Origin of the sequence: Nitrosovibrio tenuis (assembly GCF_900109785.1) — a bacterium.
GTDB classification, from domain to species: domain Bacteria; phylum Pseudomonadota; class Gammaproteobacteria; order Burkholderiales; family Nitrosomonadaceae; genus Nitrosospira; species Nitrosospira tenuis_A.
Window position 1 is genome coordinate 42,407 of the sequence record NZ_FOBH01000005.1, and the last position, 18,528, is coordinate 60,934.

Below are 18,528 nucleotides of genomic sequence, written 5' to 3' on the forward strand. Positions count from 1 at the left end.
CTACACTGTATCAATTAAGGTTTCGAGGCGCTTCAGAACAACGATGAGCATTTTCAATGTAAGGCTTAAGGCAGTAGACGACGAGTGTGAAAGGGCGGCGAAGATTGAACTTGATAAGCTTTTTGAGGATGCACGCAATGGCGGAACAAATTTCCGGCCTCCCTCTCCTCAAGCCGCCGAGGCAATTTGGCTCAAGCTCATCGCAAGAAAGGAACATGAGTTTATACAAGAGATAGAAAGACTACTCAAGCCAAAATCAGCTGGAAAAAGTGCTGTCAAACCTCCAGTTCCGGGCAAGGAAGATATCTCCACTATCGAAGAAGCGGTTGATGAGTTATTCGCGGATGACCGGTATCTGGAACGGATGCAGGACTTCTACAGAGAAGCAGCCAGAAAGGCAGCCTTGTATGCGTCTTCCTTCGATGTCCAAGCCAAGAGGCTCGATCTTATCGATGCCACGTACCGGACGGGTATCGTGAGCGCGCTGCGCAGAGCCCGGCATAATATCGTTGCCGAATTGGAGCGATACAATCGGCCCGACACACTGGAGGATACGAGCTTCCTCTCGCAATGGCGGCGTTATTCCACCTTGAGCCCATGGAGATCCATTGGCACAATCGTCTTGTTAAGCTTAACTTCTTATCTCATCGCATTTATTATCGCAAGCGATACATTCCGGGGATTATTGGAGCGTCTGGGCTGGTCAAGCGGAACTGGCCTTTGAGCCTTCGAATAAACCCCGCAGTGAGTCACCCACGGGTCATTCAGTTCTTGAAGCAAGGCGCTGAATCCAACATAGCAAAAATCTACTGACATTTGGTTGTCGCCTTACCATGAAACCGGGAACACCGAGTCCCGCCATTAATATGGATAGGTTTCCGCTCACAGGGCTCGCGCTCAGTATCCGCGCCTTAGCCTGGATTCAGACTGTTAAATCATTGCTGACCTTCCCTATGCCTTCCAGGCCGTATTCAAGGCGTAGTGGTTCACATTGAGTTTAGATCTTCGATTGCGGCGATAACCATTCCGGTACCGGCTGCGATCAGAAGGATATCCGCGGCAACGCGTACGTAACGGTATCTTGGGCCCGGATAACCCAATTGCCCGATCAGCGCGGGAGGCAAGGTATAAAAAGTCACACTCGGTGGCAACGGATATCCCATTCTCCATTGTTTGGCCTGCCCTGGGGGCAGGCAGCCGTTGTACTTTTTTGCCAGGCCCGGCGGACAGCGGCCACTTCGGAATCTGGGTCCGAAATAATCATAGATAATGCCTCGCTGACGATCGTCAAAATTGCGCGTCGCGTAATGATTATTACCTCGATAATTCCGGTTTCCACCTTGGTAATTCCAATTTCCGTCCTGGTGATTCTGGTACCCGCGGTAATTCTTGTGATTTTTACCCTTGCCTTCGTGTTTGTCGCCATCCTTGTCATATTCGCCTTCGCGATTGCCAGCCCACGCGGGCTTGTCAGCGAAAGCGGGCGCGGAGATACAGAGAGAAAGTGCAACAACAAAAAGAGAAAAATTTAAAGAAGATTTGTGCATGAGTTACCTTGTAATGACAATCGAGCCCCCTGAACAACATATAAATAAGCTTATTCAATAAGCCGGGTTTGAAAGAAGCGGAAGCTCTGATTTCTGCACACCCGGTACAGCGTTATTAACGCGGCCGCTGCCTGAGCGTTTACATTGTTTGCCATGAGCAAGTATTCCGCCAGCCATGAATTCCCGGTGACGCTATTCCAAGCCAGCTATGACTGAAGCCACTCATCGATTTCTGAACATAATTCCTGAGACGGTCGGTAACCTCGGGCAAGAAAGCGATAATTTGCGCCGTTGTCCAGGAGCAGGGTAGGGAAACCGCTTACACCTAACCAACGTGAGCGATTAAAATTTTCCCGAGTCAGGTTCTTCGCCATATCGGATTCGAATATCAATGCGAAACGCTGACTATCCAATCCCATACCGCCGGCCAACTGTGCCAGAACGAGGGAACTGGTCACGTCTTGCTGTTCGGTATAAAAGGCGGACTGCACCGCCCTGAAAAAGGGGAACACGGCGCCGCGATCGATCAGGGATACCGCAACGACACCACGGCTGGCGGGCTCGGTGTTATAAATAAATCCCTCGGGCAGCGCCCCTGCAAACCGGAATGGCTGTCCCGTCATCCGATGCACTGCTTCCCAATGATGGAGAATTTCTTGACGTTGCGCGCGGCCCATGGGGTCTTTTGTGCCGGGCCGCAAACCGCCCAGCAGCAATTCCAGCTTCAACCGGTCGCCATATTCGGCGTGGATTTTTTCGATCACTGGCATGAAGCCCCAGCACCACGAACACATGGGATCGGCGATGTACCACAGGATTTTTTCACTCATGTGAAGCCTCTTCCGTTCCTTACATTCAGGCTGAAAAGCACAGCAGCTGCTATGATGCAGCATCCATGCAAGGAACGAAATAAGGAACTAGGGTTAGACTAGGCCGTGACTGCCGTAATGCGCCGCGATTTCGAAAAGTCAGGTATTATGCGGCGGCTCGCGAAGCTTTTCTGCGCTCGTGTTCCTGTAGAAAACGCTTGCGTATGCGAATAGTCTTTGGGGTGATCTCGACCAGCTCGTCATCAGCGATGAATTCGATGGCGGATTCCAGCGTAAGCTGAATCGGCGGAGTCAGGGTTACCGCCTCATCGGTTCCTGATGCACGGATATTCGTCAGCTGCTTGCCCTTGATGGGGTTGACCACCAGATCGTTATCGCGGCTGTGGATGCCGATCACCATTCCTTCGTACAAGCGGTCTCCGGGACTGACAAACATGCGCCCACGCTCTTGCAATTTCCAGAGCGCATACGCTACGGCTTCACCCTGCTCGGCGGAAATGAGCACCCCGTTTCGGCGCGCGGCAATTTCCGGTCGCATGGGCGCATATTCATCGAATACATGGCTCATGAGACCTGTCCCTCGCGTCATGGTCATAAATTCGGACTGGAAGCCAATCAACCCCCGCGCGGGAATGCGGTAATCCAGCCTTACCCGACCGCGCTCGTCCGAAACCATGTCTTGTAAATCGCCCCGGCGCGCACCCAGAGCCTCCATCACGGCGCCTTGATGAACCTCCTCCACATCCACGGTAAGCATTTCGAACGGTTCGCATCTGACACTGTCAATTTCCCGGATCACCACGTGCGGACGCGATACCGCAAGCTCATACCCTTCACGCCGCATGCTCTCAAGCAAAATGGTGAGATGTAATTCGCCCCGGCCGGAAACCAGGAATGAATCGGTGTCGCCGGTTTCCTCCAGCTTCATTGCAACATTGGTAAGCAGTTCTTTTTCCAGGCGCTCGCGCAGTTGCCGGCTGGTAACAAATTTGCCTTCCTTTCCTGCAAAAGGTGACGTGTTCACCTGAAAGTTCATGGTCAGCGTGGGCTCATCCACGGCCGGCATCGGTAAAGCCTCGGGCTGATTGATATCGGCCAGCGTCGCACCGATACAGAGTTCTTCAACGCCATTGATCAGCACGATGTCTCCCGCCAGTGCCTCATCGAGCTGCACACGCTCGATGCCGCGAAAGCCCAGCACCTGGTTGACCCTGGCCTTTTTGGGTACGTTCGCCCCAGCCATTACCATTACATCCTGGCCGGGCTTGAGTCGGCCGCGACTGATCCGTCCGATACCGATTCGTCCGACAAAACTGGAATAATCCAGGGCGCTGATCTGGAGTTGCAGCGGCTCGTCTGCATTTCCCGCCGGGGCATGGACGTGCTTAAGTATGATGTCGAATAACGGGCGCATGTCCGTACTCGTCTGTTTCAGGTCCAATGTGGCGTACCCGTTGAGCGCCGAGGCGTATACCACGGGAAAATCCAACTGTTCTTCATTCGCCCCCAACTTATCGAAGAGATCGAAGGTATGATTCACTACCCAGTCAGGGCGCGCACCGGGGCGATCAATTTTGTTGACCACCACAATCGGGCGCAACCCCAGCGCCAGCGCTTTTTTCGTGACAAAGCGCGTTTGTGGCATCGGACCTTCCACCGCATCAACAAGCAGCAGCACGCCGTCCACCATCGATAACACGCGTTCCACCTCACCGCCAAAATCGGCATGACCGGGTGTATCCACAATATTGATATGTATGCCTTCGTAGTCGACAGCGCAGTTCTTGGCGAGTATGGTGATGCCGCGCTCACGCTCGATATCGTTGGAGTCCATTACACGCTCGGCAATATGCTGATGCGCAGCAAAAGAACCCGCCTGATGCAGCAGCTTATCAACCAGTGTCGTCTTGCCGTGATCGACGTGGGCGATAATTGCAATATTGCGTATGGGACGTGACATGGATAAAACCTCGGTCGGAACAACAAAAGGGCGGCATTATATCAGGTAGCCGGAAAGTCCGCCCGCACCATATACGGACGAACGATTTGTTGGTTGGTTCAATAAAAAAAAGCAAAAGCCAATCATGAGAACGGTTTTGCTGATCTCCCTCTCTTTAGCCGCCCCCCCTGCGCGCAGAAGACGGACGAGCACACAATGCTATCTGCCCGGGGTTTCAGTCGTGTGTCAAAACACGAAAATGGGCAAGGAATGGAAGGCGTAGAAATAGAAGTAAGCGCAGAAATAATAAAACCCCCGGATTAACGGGAGTTTTTATTGGACGACGACTTATTGCTTGTCTTACTTGGCTGCCGGCTTGGCTTCCTTCTTAAGAGTCGTTGGGCCTGTCAGCGAGATATCCTTCCGAAGTTCATGGAGGTCCACGGTGACGGGGCTGATGCCCTCAACATTTTCCAGTTCGTCGGTGGACCTGAACGCGCCCGCCTTTTTGCGATAGTCAATGATCGCCTTGGCCTTGGCCGCATTAATGCCTTTGAGAGTTTCAAGCTCGGCCTGGGTAGCAGTGTTAATGTTGACAGCTGCAAAAGCCGGGTTGGCGATCGCTAACGTTGTGGCAACGGCGATAAACAACTTCTTCATGGATTTTCCTTTTAAGTGAGAGCACGAGCAACATAAAATTTCATAATATAAAACGTCTCATCAAATGAGCTGATGGGAGCAATAGAATTGCCACAGGAGAATAACAGCAATTCGCCATTTTCCCACTCAAAATCTTCCTCATTGTTGCATTGGAGACCGACAGGAAGCGATTGATCGCTCAGGGTAGGCTTTTTCCTCAATTGTTGGCGCAACAGCGATGAGACCGGTAGGGCTCGAAATTTGAAGCAGGAGGCGATCGGCAAGACGGAGGATGGAGGAAGACGGATAGCGACAGGATGACGCGAGCGACGACCGGCTCAACAAAAGGCCTGTCAAGCCCGATGGGGCCGATATCGCAGGTGACCGCCGCAGGATAAATTGCGCAAAGCGGATTCACGAGCTCTGGATTAGCCGCCGCGATGGAGGGGAGGAGATCTAGGAGATCTTATTGAGAATGCGTCAGGATGCTTTGGACGCTCGTTACCTATTCGTTCTGCAAGACTGCCGGGGTGAACCGAACCATGCGGCCCAGTTTATCCGCCACCATCAGACATCCCTCAAGAAACCGGCTGGTTCTTGTTGATCCAGGAGAGTCATCATTCATCCAGTAGAAGAATGCCGCCAGATAGATCGCGGCAAGCCCTGAATCCTCCAGCATTCGGTGAATGTAAGTTGCCTCGCGTACGGCGGCGGCGCGCATCCACTCGACGGTGCGTCTAACGCGCATCAATCCGGCGGCTTGAGCCTGAATATGCCCCGGCTCCAGTTTGCCGTAAATCATCTGCCTGGTCGTTTTTCGATAAGGATTAAATGCGCCAAGCCACGTCATGATTAAACGGTGCAAACGCTGGCGGGGCGTCAGATAAGGAAAATCCGATGCTTGCGCCGCTTTGAGCATGATGCTATCCGCATGCTCAAACCAGGCATCAACGATGTCGTCTTTTTTTTGAAAATGAGCGCGCACATCATCAGGGTTGATTCCCAGCGCAGCCGCTATGTCGTGCAAACGCACAGCCTCCCATGATGTCCGCTCGCCGAGTTCAACCGCGGTATCAACAATCTGATCGATCGTGGCCATATTTCCTCCGCTGAGTGAAGGATTAAAAAAAGGAGCAGTCGACTCAGTCGAAACAAAGAGTGTAAGGCACATCTAAAGAGTGATCAATACCAGCGGCCCGCAAGGTGTCATCCACCGACCCGCACGGTTATGACCATTAAAATGCCCGCGATCACTAAAAATGCCAAAGCGATGCACCCGGACCAATCAGTGCCAGCAGACATGATTCAGCAACAAAGAGCCATGAGCACATTGTTCCGTCATGCTGGGAAGCGTAAAGTCGGATATTCTATCCTGAATGGGTTTTCAATCGCATAACGAATGGCATCTGTATGAAGCAGTGCGGCGCCGTTATCGCCAGTGGTATCAGGGATTTTCATCCAGTATATTTTGCAATGGTCATGGCTACGGGCATTGTGTCCATTGCCCTTGAGGCGATGGCTTTCCCGGGCATAGCAAAGGTTCTGTTTACGCTGAATGCGGTATTTTATGTGCTGTTCTGCATCATGCTGATTGCCAGGGCGTTGCTCTTTTCGGCAAACCTCCTGGCGGACCTTCGAACCCTGCCCCGTAGCTGGCTTTTTCTGACATTCGTAGTTGGAACCAATACCGTAGGAATGCAGCTTGTCATATTCCTTCAGGCCGGCGCCTTAGCGGGCCTGTTATGGCTGATAGCGCTGATGGGCTGGCTCATATGCATGTGTTTTATTATTTTCAATCTCGTCGGCATGTCCGAAAAATCCATCCGGGACTCCTTGAATGGCACTACCCTGCTCATCGTTGTAAGTACGGTATCCGTAGCCCTGCTGGGAGTCCGTCTGCTGGATCCAGCAGACGCACACGCCGATTATGGCTATTTTGCGATATGGTCTTTCTGGGCCGCCGGTTTTATCCTGTATCTGTTTATCGCAGCACGAATCATTTACCGATTGTTTTTCAGCCGTTTTAAACAGGATGACTGGGACGCCCCTTACTGGATCTGCATGGGCGCCCCGGCTATCCTTACCCTGACGGGTTCTGAATTAACTATGTATATGCCTGCCATACCGCTATGGGATAGCATGCGGGCCATTACACTTTGGATGACCTTTTTTGCATGGGTCCTGGGTACGTTTTGGATACCCTACCTATTGGTCATGGATATCCTTAAATTTACCCATGTCCCCGGTCCAGCACCGTTGTGGATAAAAATTTTTCCATGGTCGAGATTGGCGTTCGGCAGGCAGTACCATTTTTTTAATCCTCCTTCATGGAGCAGAGTCTTTCCCATGGGGATGTATACGGCCTGTACGCTTTCCCTGGCCAAGGCGAGCGGTTATGGATTTCTTGAGGTTATCTCAGGTTACTGGGGCTGGTTTGCCCTGCTGATCTGGTCTCTTACCTTGATTGGCACGCTACGCTCTCTGATACCCGCACGACCTTGTCGCGTGGACGATGCACGGCAGGGTTGAGAATTCTCCGAATGACTCCAAAATAATCCGCTACCGATGCGATGCAGATCGAGAAAATGCGAGGTTATGTTCAATACACGCACTAAACGGATGCACTGAGCGAAATTCTGCCGAGTATGGTGTGAGCTAACCGTATCAATGATTCATGGGCCGTATACAGCTTGCAGCACGGCCCATATCCAGCTCAATCAAATTCTTCGATATGTCTGCGGTTACACTGGCGACTGCGCGTTGCGTACCTTTTACGACGCCCTCGATGCCTCCAGTAACCGGTTCTGTAATCCTTGCAGAACATATAGCACTGCGTCCATCAGTGGAACGCGTAATCGTCCAGCCAAATCTCGCCTGTACCCGATCGCCGACTATTGCATCAAACTGGCTAAGCTCAATCGCAATCCGGTAGCCAGGCTGACCGGGTGTACGAAGTGAGCGTGCCTCGTTTACAGCTCCAGTTTGACGGGCAATGCCAGCGGCAAACGCATCCCGCAGTTCGTAGTTGAATGCAGATGACCAGCGATCCTGTTCCAGGATAAAAAGCTGTGCTTCCGGCCGTGCACCTGTTGAACGTACAACCAGCTGTGGACGGGCAAGCCGTTCTGGAACACTGATGGGCAATATGTCAATAAAAATCGGCGTAGACGAATCCCGCGATATGACTTTTCTCTCCGGGGACTCGGATGGAACCGATAGCGTATAAAACCGTGTTTCCGGAACGGATGCACAGCCAGCCGCCAATAATGCTGTTATCATGCCCAGTATGCCGCGCGCCAGGGGCGTCATTATTTATCTCCCCGCCTACCTCGAATGACCGATTCAGGATGACGCTCCAGATAATCGGTCAATACCCGGAGAGAAGCCGCCGCGCGCGTTAATTCCTGTAGTGTCTGACGTAAATCCTGCTGCAGCGGGGCATCGTCAGACAAGACTCTCCCTGCCGCATCTAGGGTCTTGCTCACATCTTTCATTGCCATGGTAATTTCGGGCGCCACATCATTATTCAATTTCTCTGCCAGCTGTCCGGCGCTGTTCAGCGTTCCCTGAAGCAATTTTAACGATTCCTGTAACTCGTCGCCGATTTGATCGAAGGGAACCTTACTCAACTTGAGCGCGATCTCGGACACCTGCGTTTGAATTTCCTCAGCGCTACTGGGAATAGTGGGCAACTCCAACAATGCATGGGAAGCATCCACATCGGCTTTACTTCTTGAAACATCTCTTTTCACCGCGACGATTTTAGGAAAGAAATCGAAAGCAACATAAAGTTGTCCGGTAAGCAGATTGGCGTGTCGTAACTGCGCACGCAAGCCACGATTGATCATAAACTGCAAACGCTGTTGTGCTGTGTACTTGGATTCTTTTCGATATTCTGAAAATCTCCGCCCCAGACGCTCCGGATAAATTTGCACCAGGACCGGCATACTGAATTCTTGCTGCTTGGGATCATATTCAATTCCTATCGATTTAACCTGTCCTAAAACCAGTCCGCGGAAACTGACTTCAGCACCGGGCCTCAAACCACGCAGGGATTGTTTGAAATTGAGCAATATTATTTCCGCTTCGCCATCCTGTTCCTTTAACGCTTCAGTCTCGTTTTCCGCCAGGATGAAAGCGGTGTCCTCTTTGGCGCGGGGGCCGGAATTACCATCAGGCGATTGAAACGACAAGCCACCAAGCACAACAGTAGCAAGTGATTGGGTCTTTAACTTAAGACCATCGGCACTAAGGTGCATATCAAAGCCACTGGCGTGCCAGAAGCGTGTATTGATACCGACAAATCTATCGTAGGGCGAATTAATAAATATTCGCATGGTAATGCCTTCACCATTGTCATCCAGATCATACGCGGTGACCTGCCCCGCTTTGATCCGACGGAAATAGACAGGGGAACCGATATCCAGCGAGCCCATATCGGCCGCATGTAAAATATACTGCTTTCCGGAAGCATCGCGCGTGACTATTGGCGGCGTCTCCAGCCCTGTAAACTTGTCTGTTTGCTCCGTCGAAACACCAGCATCGGCCCCAATGTAGGCTCCAAACAACAACGTGCTAAACCCGGACACACCGGAACCTGCCACACGTGGACGCACGACCCAGAAACGGCTGTCGGCTGCGGTAAAACTTTTGGCTTCCTTCTTCAATTGCGCAGTTACCAGAACGAGAGAGCGGTCTTCGCTAAGCGTTATCGACTGTACCGTGCCAATCTCGACTTCTTTATACTTAACCTTGGTCTTGCCAGCCTCAAGTCCTTCGCCAGAGCGAAACGTAATGGTGATTTCGGGGCCACGCTGAATCCAGGTCTTAACCGCAAGCGAAATTCCGATAATCGCGGCAAGTATCGGAATCAGCCAGATTAATGAGGGGATCCAGTTTCGCTGGCGCGCCTTCTCGGGTTGAGGGATCGATTCCGGGAAATCACGTGTTTGATCTTCATTCATATAGGTCTTCGGACTCATGTTCAGTCACGTCCCACATCAAACGGGGATCAAAACTGATCGAAGCTGACATGGTCAATACCACTACCGCGGCGAAGGCAGCTATGCCCGGCCCGGGATGCACCACTGCGAAACCTTCAATCTGTACAAGTCCGGTCAATAGCGTTACCACAAAAACATCCAGCATAGACCAACGGCCTATCACGTCGACAATGCGATAAAGTTTTGCTCGTTCAAGGAGGCGCCAGCTACTGCGCCGCTGTGTCGTTATCAATAGCAGGATGATGACCGCCAGCTTGAACAGAGGCACCAGAAAGCTGGCAATAAAAACAATAAGCGCCAATACCCATGAACCGGAATTCCAGAAATAAACGATGCCGCTCATGATGGTGTCTTGCTGTTCCGCCCGCGGGAAAGAGAGGGTAATCATTACGGGCAGGGTATTCGCCGGAATATACATTATGCAGGCGGCAATCAGTAAAGCCCAGGTTCGGTAGAGACTGCCAGGCTTGCGCATATACAGCTTTGCACCGCAGCAGCCACAGCGCCCATGCGCGTTCACGTCTTTCCACAAGATGGCGCAATGATGACATGACACCATACCTAGCCTCCCCGCAGTCCTTATAGGCGAGGCGTTGACGGTTGGCTCAGCCTCTACGGGTTGGTCTGCTGACAGAACGGTTCTATCCGTTGTCATGCTTTATTCCCCCTTTCCGGTAAAGATGTCCGCCAGATATGGCGAGGATTAAATGACAGCACCGATGTCAGGAGGAAAGTAAGAGCGCCAAATGCCCATAGCGCAACGCCAGGCAGTACTGTTGCTATACTCGTCATTTTGACAAATGCAACAATGGCGCCCAGTAGAAACACTTCCACCATCACCCATGGCCGCAACGATTGAATCAGGCGCCCCAGCACATTGACAGCGATGGGATATCCGGATCTCTTTTCGGACACGCTCAGCGAGGTAAGCAAATAAATCAGAGCCAGAAGTTGAATCAATGGAAACAGAATTGTGGTCGCCAGTACCAGAAACGCTACCAAAGGCATTCCTTCGGTGTACAAGGAAAAGACCGAGCCTATGAGCGTAGTCCGGCTGACAAAACCCCGGAGCTCCATTTCAGCAATCGGAAAAGCATTGGCAATGATGTACATAATCAAACCAGCAATCGCCAGTGGCAGAACATGCCTGCCGAGACCACCCGTATCGCGGTCCAATTCAGCACCACAACAGCGGCAGCGCGCCACTTCCTTACGGCCCAGCGTCGGCCTGCGGTAGATCGCATCGCATTCTTCACAAGCAACGAGGTCAGGCACTTCTTGCATGGTTAATTGATTGGGTGTTGGTCTTTTTCGGATAATTCTGACGCCGGCCATGAAGTCAGGGTTCGCCGGATCCACTGTGGCCCCGTCCCTATAATATAGTTAATTCATGACTCGCCGGCGAGAAATGGGCTCTCTCGTCCCATGAGGCGAATGGGAAGCAGCTAATAGTATGCATGGCGCCCGCAAGCTCCATGCTGCGCTTGCCATATGCTATGCTGAAACAGATCCCCCGCTGAACTGTCTTTTTAAATGCATGGGCACAATGCCAACGGGAAGGCACGATGGATAAAAAATTTCAAATCAACCTCTGGTACATCATTATTGCGATCCTCGGCATTTTGATGGTGCAGAACCTGTATAAAGAATACACGAAGGTTGAGCCCATTCCCTACAGCCGCTTTCACACGCTACTGGAGCAGGACAAGATTGGAGAGATCGCTATTACCGAGAATCATATTTATGGCACTCTGAAGGAAAAGAGCCCGGATGGGTTAAAGGATTTTGTCACTACGCGCGTCGAACCCGAACTGGCTGACAAGCTGGACAAGCACAATGTGACGTATACCGGCGTAGTGCAGAGCACCTGGGTACGCGATCTACTGTCCTGGGTGCTGCCGACCGCCCTCTTCTTCGGGATATGGTTATTTCTCATTCGGCGCATGAATCCTGGCGGGATGACGGGAGGACTGATGTCGATCGGCAAGAGCCGCGCCAAGGTTTTCGTGGAGAAAGAGACTAAAGTAACTTTTGCCGATGTGGCCGGGGTTGATGAAGCGAAGGAAGAGCTGGTCGAAGTCATCAATTTTCTGAAGGATCCGCAGGGGTATAGCCGCCTGGGCGGACGTGCGCCCAAGGGTATTCTGCTGATCGGGCCTCCGGGGACTGGCAAGACATTACTGGCGCGTGCGGTTGCGGGAGAGGCGAGCGTCCCGTTTTTCTCAATCTCCGGATCGGAATTTGTCGAGATGTTTGTCGGGGTCGGTGCCGCAAGGGTACGCGATCTGTTCGAGCAGGCCCGTCAAATAGCCCCCGCCATCATTTTTATCGATGAACTGGATTCGCTCGGTCGAGCCCGTGGTGCCTATGCGCTTGGTGGACATGATGAAAAGGAACAGACGCTGAACCAATTGCTGGCTGAATTGGATGGTTTCGACCCAAAAACAGGTGTTGTGCTGCTGGGTGCGACCAACCGTCCGGAAATTCTCGATCCAGCTCTGCTGCGCGCGGGAAGGTTTGACCGCCAGGTGTTGGTAGACCGGCCGGACAAGCTGGGGCGAGAACAGATTCTGGCTGTGCACCTGAAAAAAGTGAAACTCAGCGCGGATGTCAAGTCGGAACAGATCGCGGCGCTAACGCCGGGCTTCACCGGCGCGGATCTGGCAAATCTGGTCAACGAGGCGGCCCTTCTTGCGACCAGGCGACGTGGTGATTCAGTGACAATGGCGGATTTCAATAACGCAATTGAGCGCGTCGTGGCCGGGCTTGAAAAACGCAACCGCCTGCTTAACCCCTTCGAACGCCGCGTTGTGGCCTTTCATGAGTTGGGACACGCCGTGGTGGCGCTGGCCCTGCCGGGCACTGATGAAGTACATAAGGTCTCGATCATTCCACGCGGCGTTGGCGCCTTGGGCTATACGATTCAGCGCCCGACCGAGGACCGTTTTCTCATGAAGCGGGAGGAGCTGGAAAATAAAATGGCTGTAATGATGGGCGGACGCGCGGCGGAGCAAGTGGTATTCAACGAGGTCTCGACAGGCGCCACCGATGATCTCGTCCGCGCTACCGATTTGGCCCGGGCCATGGTGCTGCGCTACGGGATGAGTGAAGCGCTGGGCAACGTTGCCTACGACCGCGAGCGTGCTGCCTTTCTGCAACCCGGCATACCCATGATGCAGACCCGGGACTATAGCGAGAAAACCGCAAATGCGGTCGACAGCGCAGTGCGTGCCCTCGTAGATCACGCTTTGGAGCGCGCCACCGGCATCCTGAAAATTAACCGCGCACTGCTGGGTCGAACAGCGGAAGAGTTGCTCAAGACCGAAACGCTGAACCCGCCTCAGATCGAAGCGTTGAAGCGCGAGATCATCTCAGGGCCCGCGCTTCCGGCTGAGACGGCAACGGCGGCGACAGCTTGACGTCTGATAGTGTCTAATAGCGGTGGACCATGAGATAGTGCGGACCGTACTGATGCCTTGACCGCAAGGGTGCCTTTCATTGCATAAATATTTTTAAAAGAACCTTAATTTCCTGTATACTGCCCCCTTCGGTGAAAGTGCAAGTTTTGCCTGGTACAGGTCTTTTGCTTTTTGCCGATTCATCGTTCCTGACCGTTTCTGATCTCCCTTCGATTTCAAGTCTCCAGCGGAAATTGTGCGGCACCGTGGTTAGCGGCGATGTTTTACGAGCGCGCTAGCGGTATATCCGTCATATCCGTCAGTTCCAGCAGCCTTATCAGGCTTGCGCGCATTTTAGGCGCTTCTAAGTTCAGCAATCTCAGGAAAGCAGCGCTCGACGCGGACTAGCAGCCGCGGGCAGCGAGAGGTGGTCGCTAAATGGAATGTGGATGTTTTTTAGCATTCAGCAGCGAATCCCTTTGAGCCATCCTGCAACCCGGACTTATGTGTCGCCATGTTCTCATTAAAGGAAAAACATGTCCTTCGAAAAACTGAACCTGCATCCCCTTATTCTTAAAGCTATTATCGACTCAGGCTATACCTCACCCACACCCGTCCAGGAACAAGCCATTCCCGAATTGTTGGCCGGCCACGATATCATGGCATCGGCCCAGACAGGTACAGGTAAAACCGCCGCGTTCATGTTGCCCGCGCTGCATCGGCTCGCCTCTCCTTCCAAAGTGTCCGGCCGCGGGCCGCGTGTTCTGGTATTAACGCCGACACGGGAGCTCGCGCTCCAGGTATCCGAAGCAGCCGGAAAATATGGTAAACATCTGGCCCGAGTCAGAGTCGTGAGCATCCTTGGCGGGATGCCTTATCCGTTGCAAAACAAATTGCTTTCGCAACCGGTAGAAATTCTCGTCGCAACCCCTGGCCGTTTGATCGATCATATCCAGCGAGGACGCATCGATTTCTCGCGCCTGGAAATGCTGGTGCTGGACGAAGCCGACCGTATGCTCGACATGGGTTTCATCGACGATGTGGAAAAAATCGCGGCAGCCACACCTGCGAATCGCCAGACCTTGCTGTTTTCAGCCACGCTGGATAGCGCAATCGCCAATGTAGCGGCGCGTCTGCTGAAATCACCCAAGCGCATCCAGATCGCAACAGCGCAAGCAAGGCTTGATAACATCGAGCAGCGGTTGCATTATGTAGATGATATGTCCCATAAAAGCCGGCTTCTGGATCATCTGCTGCGCGACATAGCATTGAAACAGGCGATCGTTTTTACTGCCACCAAGCGTGACGCGGATATGTTGGCCGATAGTCTTGCCGCCCAGGGGCACGAAGCTGCGGCATTGCATGGCGATATGAACCAGCGCGACCGTAACCGAACACTCACGAAGCTCCGCCATGGTGGGCTGCGGGTATTGGTGGCAACTGACGTCGCCGCACGTGGAATAGATGTGGCCGGTATCACACATGTCATCAATTTCGATTTACCCAAATTCGCCGAGGATTATGTGCATCGGATCGGACGCACTGGCCGTGCGGGTGCATCGGGAATCGCGGTATCCTTTGCCTCAGGCAAGGATGGGGTTAACCTGAAAAAGATTGAACGCTTCACCGGCCAGCGCATCGTTTCGCACGTGGTGCCGGGCCTTGAGCCTCGATTCAAGCCGCGGGCCGGCACGGGCGATGTATCCCGGAACACCCCGAGCGTCGCCCTTAAACGCAGCCGTAGCTGGACAAGCGATAGCGCGCGAACGACTGGCAGCGTTGCCGGGAACTGGGATAGCAGCCGTGGCCGCTCACTGGGAAGTACGGGAGAAAATCGCGCAAATCGCGGTAACACACAGCGAAACGCCCTTAGGAACAATAATGGTTTCGGTGTTGCCAACCCGTATTCAAGAACAAAGTGAACTGATTCTGCGTGAATGAGGATGGCCAGGCTCGCCCGCATGCGGCCTGAGCACTTCTTTATCAGTCTTCCTTTACACTCTGTAACCGACATGTGTCTCGATTGAACTCGAGTCCGGCTCGAGTAGGGCGTTCCGAAGTGGGTTTTTGGAAGGTTTGATGACCAGACCGCTGCCGAAACCGGCAAGCGGTCTTTTCATTTCAGTCTGACCAAGTGGACAGTAGGGTCATATTCAACTAAGACACGGACGGACCGACAGCTCGTGAAAAAACACCGGGCTGGCGCAACATGATCAAGTGCGAGTATTACAACCTAACATTACGGATGTTTTACTCTTCCGGCTGGTTACGCATGAAATCGGCTGTTTGATAAAACGCCATGGCAAGCTTCTTCGACAAGTGCTCATTCAGCCCGGTGTCTTCCATCGCGCGATTCATACAGGACAGCCACTGATCGCGCTCACAAACCCCTATTGCAAAGGGCAAGTGGCGCGTGCGCATGCGGGGTTCGCCATACTTATCGGTGTATAAGGAGGGGCCGCCCGTCAATCCGGACAGAAACATGAACAACTTCTGCCGCGAACTGGCCAGATTTTCCGGATGAAGTTTACGTATTCGATAATAGTCCGGGTCCTCATCCATCAGATCGTAAAAACGATCCACCAGGCGGCGCAAAACTGTTTCACCGCCCATCAGTTCATAAGCTTCTGTAAGATGCATGTAATTCTCCTGCCAGGGACTTCCGTTTTTTGAGCATGCGCAAGATCCAATAAGCGCCAATTGCTGCGAGCACATGCTTTGCCGTATGGCCGCTTATCAAATGTCCTAAATCATAGATTTCCCGGTCGGCAACTTCCGCCAGCTTGGCGGCGCCGTACCACGCAAAAACGAGGTAGATATCGGCTCCCCGGGTGTATTGCGATGGGAAAAACATTGCAAGCAGAACAATAAGCAAAATCGAATAGAACTGCACAACGATATAAAAGTTCAGATTACCGGCTCCCTGCTGCTCGCTCCAGTACCAGTGCGTTACACTCACAGCGCCCATCGCAACCAACATGGGCAGCAGCCGCAAACCTACCCTCAGACCGACGCGCTCTGTTAAAGCCGCAGAAAGCAAAGCCATGATGGCCACCGCGATTGGCAGCCGATCCCATACCAAGCGACTGTTATCCGGCGCCAGGTGATAATAGGCCGAACCAATGCCTGTTACCGCCACGCTCAGGAACAGAATCAGATAGGGCCAGCGTTCGCGCAGCTCAATGAAAGAGTTATACCTCGAGGATAAGCAGGACCACAGCAGAAAACTCAGGCCGGCTATTCCAACGAAGAGAAAAGCAAGATTGGACGTTACATTAAAAAAATTGGGGATGCCGAAATAACTGCGTCGGTCGGCAAACTGATGATATTCCGGAGGCTGGGGAATCGGGGGAACCATCGCTGCAATCAAAACCATGCCCAGCGAAAGAATACCCAATATCCACAACCTCCGCTTATTACTCATGAATAACTGCTGGATGCCTGCAAATCGATTTTAACGCACCTTTGCCACGGCTTCGTCCACGCGTTCCACCGCAACAACCTCCATTCCAGAGATTAACTGTTTCGGCTTGTTGGCCTTGGGAACGATAGCCTGAACAAAACCCAGTTTAGCTGCTTCTTTCAACCGTTCCTGCCCCCGCTGGACCGGGCGTACTTCTCCGGCCAGGCCAACTTCTCCAAATACCACCGTTTTTTCGGGAAGCGGCTTATTCTTGAGCGATGAAACGATGGCTAGCAATACTGCAAGGTCCGCGCCCGGCTCCGTAATTTTCACGCCGCCCACAGCATTCACGAACACATCCTGATCAAAACAGACAATGCCCGCGTGGCGGTGCAACACCGCGAGCAACATTGCGAGCCGATTCTGTTCCAGGCCCACGCTTAATCGCCTGACGTTCGGGGCATGGGCCTCGTCCACCAGAGCCTGAATTTCCACCAGCAACGGTCGCGTGCCTTCCTGAGTCACCATCACGCAAGAGCCCGGCACCTGCCCGCCATGGTGAGACAGAAACAATGCCGATGGATTGCTCACTTCACGCAAGCCTTTTTCCCCCATGGCAAATACGCCGAGTTCGTTTACGGCGCCAAAGCGATTCTTGAAAGCGCGAATCAGCCGAAAACTCGAGTGCGTATCCCCCTCGAAGTAGAGCACCGTATCGACCATGTGCTCCAACACACGGGGACCGGCCAGCGCGCCTTCCTTGGTAACATGGCCAACCAGAATAATGCAGATGCCGCTGGCCTTCGCCAGCCGCGTCAATTGCGCGGCGCACTCGCGCACCTGCGCGACTGAACCTGGCGCTGACTGCAGCGCGTCCGAATAAACAGTCTGAATCGAGTCGATCACGGCTATATCGGGTTTGCGTTCCTCCAGCACTGCCTGGATTTTCTCCAGGCGGATTTCCGCCAGCAAATGCACCGCTTTCGCATCCAACGCCATGCGCCTAGCCCGTAACGCCACCTGGCGCGCTGACTCCTCCCCGCTCACATACAGCACGTTGCGTCCAGGAGACGTATCGGACATACAGGACATGCGGCATAGCGCCTGCAACAATAATGTCGATTTCCCAATCCCTGGATCGCCTCCCAACAATATGACTCCGCCATGGACTAGACCACCACCGAGCACCCGGTCAAATTCCGCCACGCCGGTGGAGTAGCGCGGCTCCTCCCCCGCTTCCACCTCGCTCAGATTCTGGACCCGGCCGCTTTCGGATACGGGTATGAAGCGGGACGCCGTCTTTTCGGCAATGGCCTCGACCAGCGTATTCCAGGCCTGGCAATGCGGGCACTGACCCTGCCATTTCAAGGTCTGGCCGCCGCATTCAGTGCAGGAGTATGTGGATTTGGTTTTGGCCATTTACGAAAAACTTGCCATACGCTGCCTGGACCTTATGGGTGGACCATTTCTCGATTTTATCTTTCTGTGCTGCGAAAAATGCAATTTAAATAAAACAGACTTGCGGTTTGGAGCCTAGGGTCTATACATATAGTAACCGCACGGGTAGTAAATCTCTACGATTAAATGGCCCCTGGGGTAAAGGTTTTGAATGGATACCTTTGAAATCCGTCCGATAGACTCAACAAGGTTGCAATCGTTGATGTTTAGCTCATCATTGGCTCAACATGAACTTGCGGCACGGCAATGTCTGACTGCCGCACCCTTAACGCCCATGGATGAGTGGGGCACGAATACTTCAGAAAGAAAAT

The 18,528-nt window shown here is 52.9% G+C and carries 16 protein-coding genes; 4 read left to right on the plus strand and 12 right to left on the minus strand.

The window, feature by feature from the left end:
• The first annotated feature begins 43 nt into the window (after positions 1 to 43).
• The gene (locus tag BMX00_RS08005) at positions 44 to 724 is read left to right on the plus strand and encodes a hypothetical protein (RefSeq protein WP_090828508.1); all 681 of its coding nucleotides are present in this window, start codon (positions 44 to 46) and stop codon (positions 722 to 724) included.
• A gap of 262 nt (positions 725 to 986) precedes the next feature.
• Here the strand turns inward: BMX00_RS08005 and BMX00_RS08010 are convergent, their stop codons facing one another.
• The 5 genes from BMX00_RS08010 to BMX00_RS08035 all read right to left on the minus strand — a co-directional run bounded on the left by BMX00_RS08010 (position 987) and on the right by BMX00_RS08035 (position 6,054).
• The gene (locus BMX00_RS08010) at positions 987 to 1,547 is read right to left on the minus strand and encodes a hypothetical protein (RefSeq protein WP_090828509.1); all 561 of its coding nucleotides are present in this window, start codon (positions 1,545 to 1,547) and stop codon (positions 987 to 989) included.
• A gap of 206 nt (positions 1,548 to 1,753) precedes the next feature.
• Positions 1,754 to 2,377, minus strand: coding sequence for a DsbA family protein (locus BMX00_RS08015; protein WP_090828510.1), 624 nt, complete (start codon positions 2,375 to 2,377; stop codon positions 1,754 to 1,756).
• Between the two features lie 145 nt (positions 2,378 to 2,522).
• On the minus strand, positions 2,523 to 4,337 hold the full coding sequence (gene typA / locus BMX00_RS08020; RefSeq protein WP_090828511.1) for a translational GTPase TypA: 1,815 nt from the start codon (positions 4,335 to 4,337) through the stop codon (positions 2,523 to 2,525).
• A 339-nt stretch (positions 4,338 to 4,676) separates the two neighbouring features.
• A complete protein-coding gene (locus tag BMX00_RS08025) occupies positions 4,677 to 4,976 on the minus strand; it encodes a ComEA family DNA-binding protein (RefSeq protein ID WP_090828512.1) in 300 nt (99 codons plus the stop codon).
• Positions 4,977 to 5,460: 484 nt separating this feature from the next.
• Positions 5,461 to 6,054: a TetR/AcrR family transcriptional regulator gene (locus BMX00_RS08035; RefSeq protein ID WP_090828514.1), complete on the minus strand. Its 594-nt coding sequence runs from the start codon at positions 6,052 to 6,054 to the stop codon at positions 5,461 to 5,463.
• Positions 6,055 to 6,365: 311 nt separating this feature from the next.
• Here BMX00_RS08035 and BMX00_RS08040 point away from each other — a divergent pair, with 311 nt between their 5' ends.
• The gene (locus BMX00_RS08040) at positions 6,366 to 7,484 is read left to right on the plus strand and encodes a tellurite resistance/C4-dicarboxylate transporter family protein (RefSeq protein ID WP_090828515.1); all 1,119 of its coding nucleotides are present in this window, start codon (positions 6,366 to 6,368) and stop codon (positions 7,482 to 7,484) included.
• Positions 7,485 to 7,619: 135 nt separating this feature from the next.
• Here BMX00_RS08040 and BMX00_RS08045 read toward each other — a convergent pair whose 3' ends face one another.
• From BMX00_RS08045 to BMX00_RS08060, 4 genes are read right to left on the minus strand one after another with little or no spacing between them, the layout of a single operon-like run.
• Entirely contained in the window at positions 7,620 to 8,264 is a 645-nt protein-coding gene (locus tag BMX00_RS08045) for a PqiC family protein (protein ID WP_090828516.1), read from the minus strand.
• Complete coding sequence (locus BMX00_RS08050) at positions 8,264 to 9,919, minus strand: PqiB family protein (RefSeq protein WP_090828517.1); 1,656 nt, start codon at positions 9,917 to 9,919, stop codon at positions 8,264 to 8,266. The genes BMX00_RS08045 and BMX00_RS08050 overlap by 1 nt, the downstream gene beginning before the upstream one ends.
• Positions 9,912 to 10,613 carry a paraquat-inducible protein A gene (locus tag BMX00_RS08055; protein ID WP_090828518.1) on the minus strand — a complete coding sequence of 234 codons (702 nt, stop codon included), beginning with the start codon at positions 10,611 to 10,613 and terminating at the stop codon, positions 9,912 to 9,914. Before BMX00_RS08055 ends, BMX00_RS08050 begins: the two co-directional genes overlap by 8 nt.
• The gene (locus BMX00_RS08060; protein ID WP_090828652.1) at positions 10,610 to 11,242 is read right to left on the minus strand and encodes a paraquat-inducible protein A; all 633 of its coding nucleotides are present in this window, start codon (positions 11,240 to 11,242) and stop codon (positions 10,610 to 10,612) included. The genes BMX00_RS08055 and BMX00_RS08060 overlap by 4 nt, the downstream gene beginning before the upstream one ends.
• Before the next feature lie 281 nt (positions 11,243 to 11,523).
• On the opposite strand from BMX00_RS08060, the gene ftsH reads away from it, so the two are divergent.
• Both ftsH and BMX00_RS08070 read left to right on the plus strand, forming a co-directional pair.
• A complete protein-coding gene (gene ftsH / locus BMX00_RS08065; protein ID WP_090828519.1) occupies positions 11,524 to 13,377 on the plus strand; it encodes an ATP-dependent zinc metalloprotease FtsH in 1,854 nt (617 codons plus the stop codon).
• A 515-nt stretch (positions 13,378 to 13,892) separates the two neighbouring features.
• Positions 13,893 to 15,278, plus strand: coding sequence for a DEAD/DEAH box helicase (locus BMX00_RS08070; RefSeq protein WP_090828520.1), 1,386 nt, complete (start codon positions 13,893 to 13,895; stop codon positions 15,276 to 15,278).
• A gap of 328 nt (positions 15,279 to 15,606) precedes the next feature.
• On the opposite strand, the gene BMX00_RS08075 is transcribed toward BMX00_RS08070, so the two are convergent.
• The 3 genes from BMX00_RS08075 to radA are packed head-to-tail and all read right to left on the minus strand — an operon-like array spanning position 15,607 to position 18,178.
• Positions 15,607 to 15,996, minus strand: a complete 390-nt coding sequence (locus BMX00_RS08075) for a group II truncated hemoglobin (protein WP_090828521.1) — start codon at positions 15,994 to 15,996, stop codon at positions 15,607 to 15,609.
• Positions 15,974 to 16,780 (minus strand): ceramidase domain-containing protein, encoded by an 807-nt coding sequence (locus BMX00_RS08080; protein ID WP_245727948.1) that lies wholly within the window; start codon positions 16,778 to 16,780, stop codon positions 15,974 to 15,976. Before BMX00_RS08080 ends, BMX00_RS08075 begins: the two co-directional genes overlap by 23 nt.
• A gap of 30 nt (positions 16,781 to 16,810) precedes the next feature.
• Positions 16,811 to 18,178 (minus strand): DNA repair protein RadA, encoded by a 1,368-nt coding sequence (gene radA / locus BMX00_RS08085; RefSeq protein WP_090828522.1) that lies wholly within the window; start codon positions 18,176 to 18,178, stop codon positions 16,811 to 16,813.
• Positions 18,179 to 18,528: the final 350 nt, after the last annotated feature.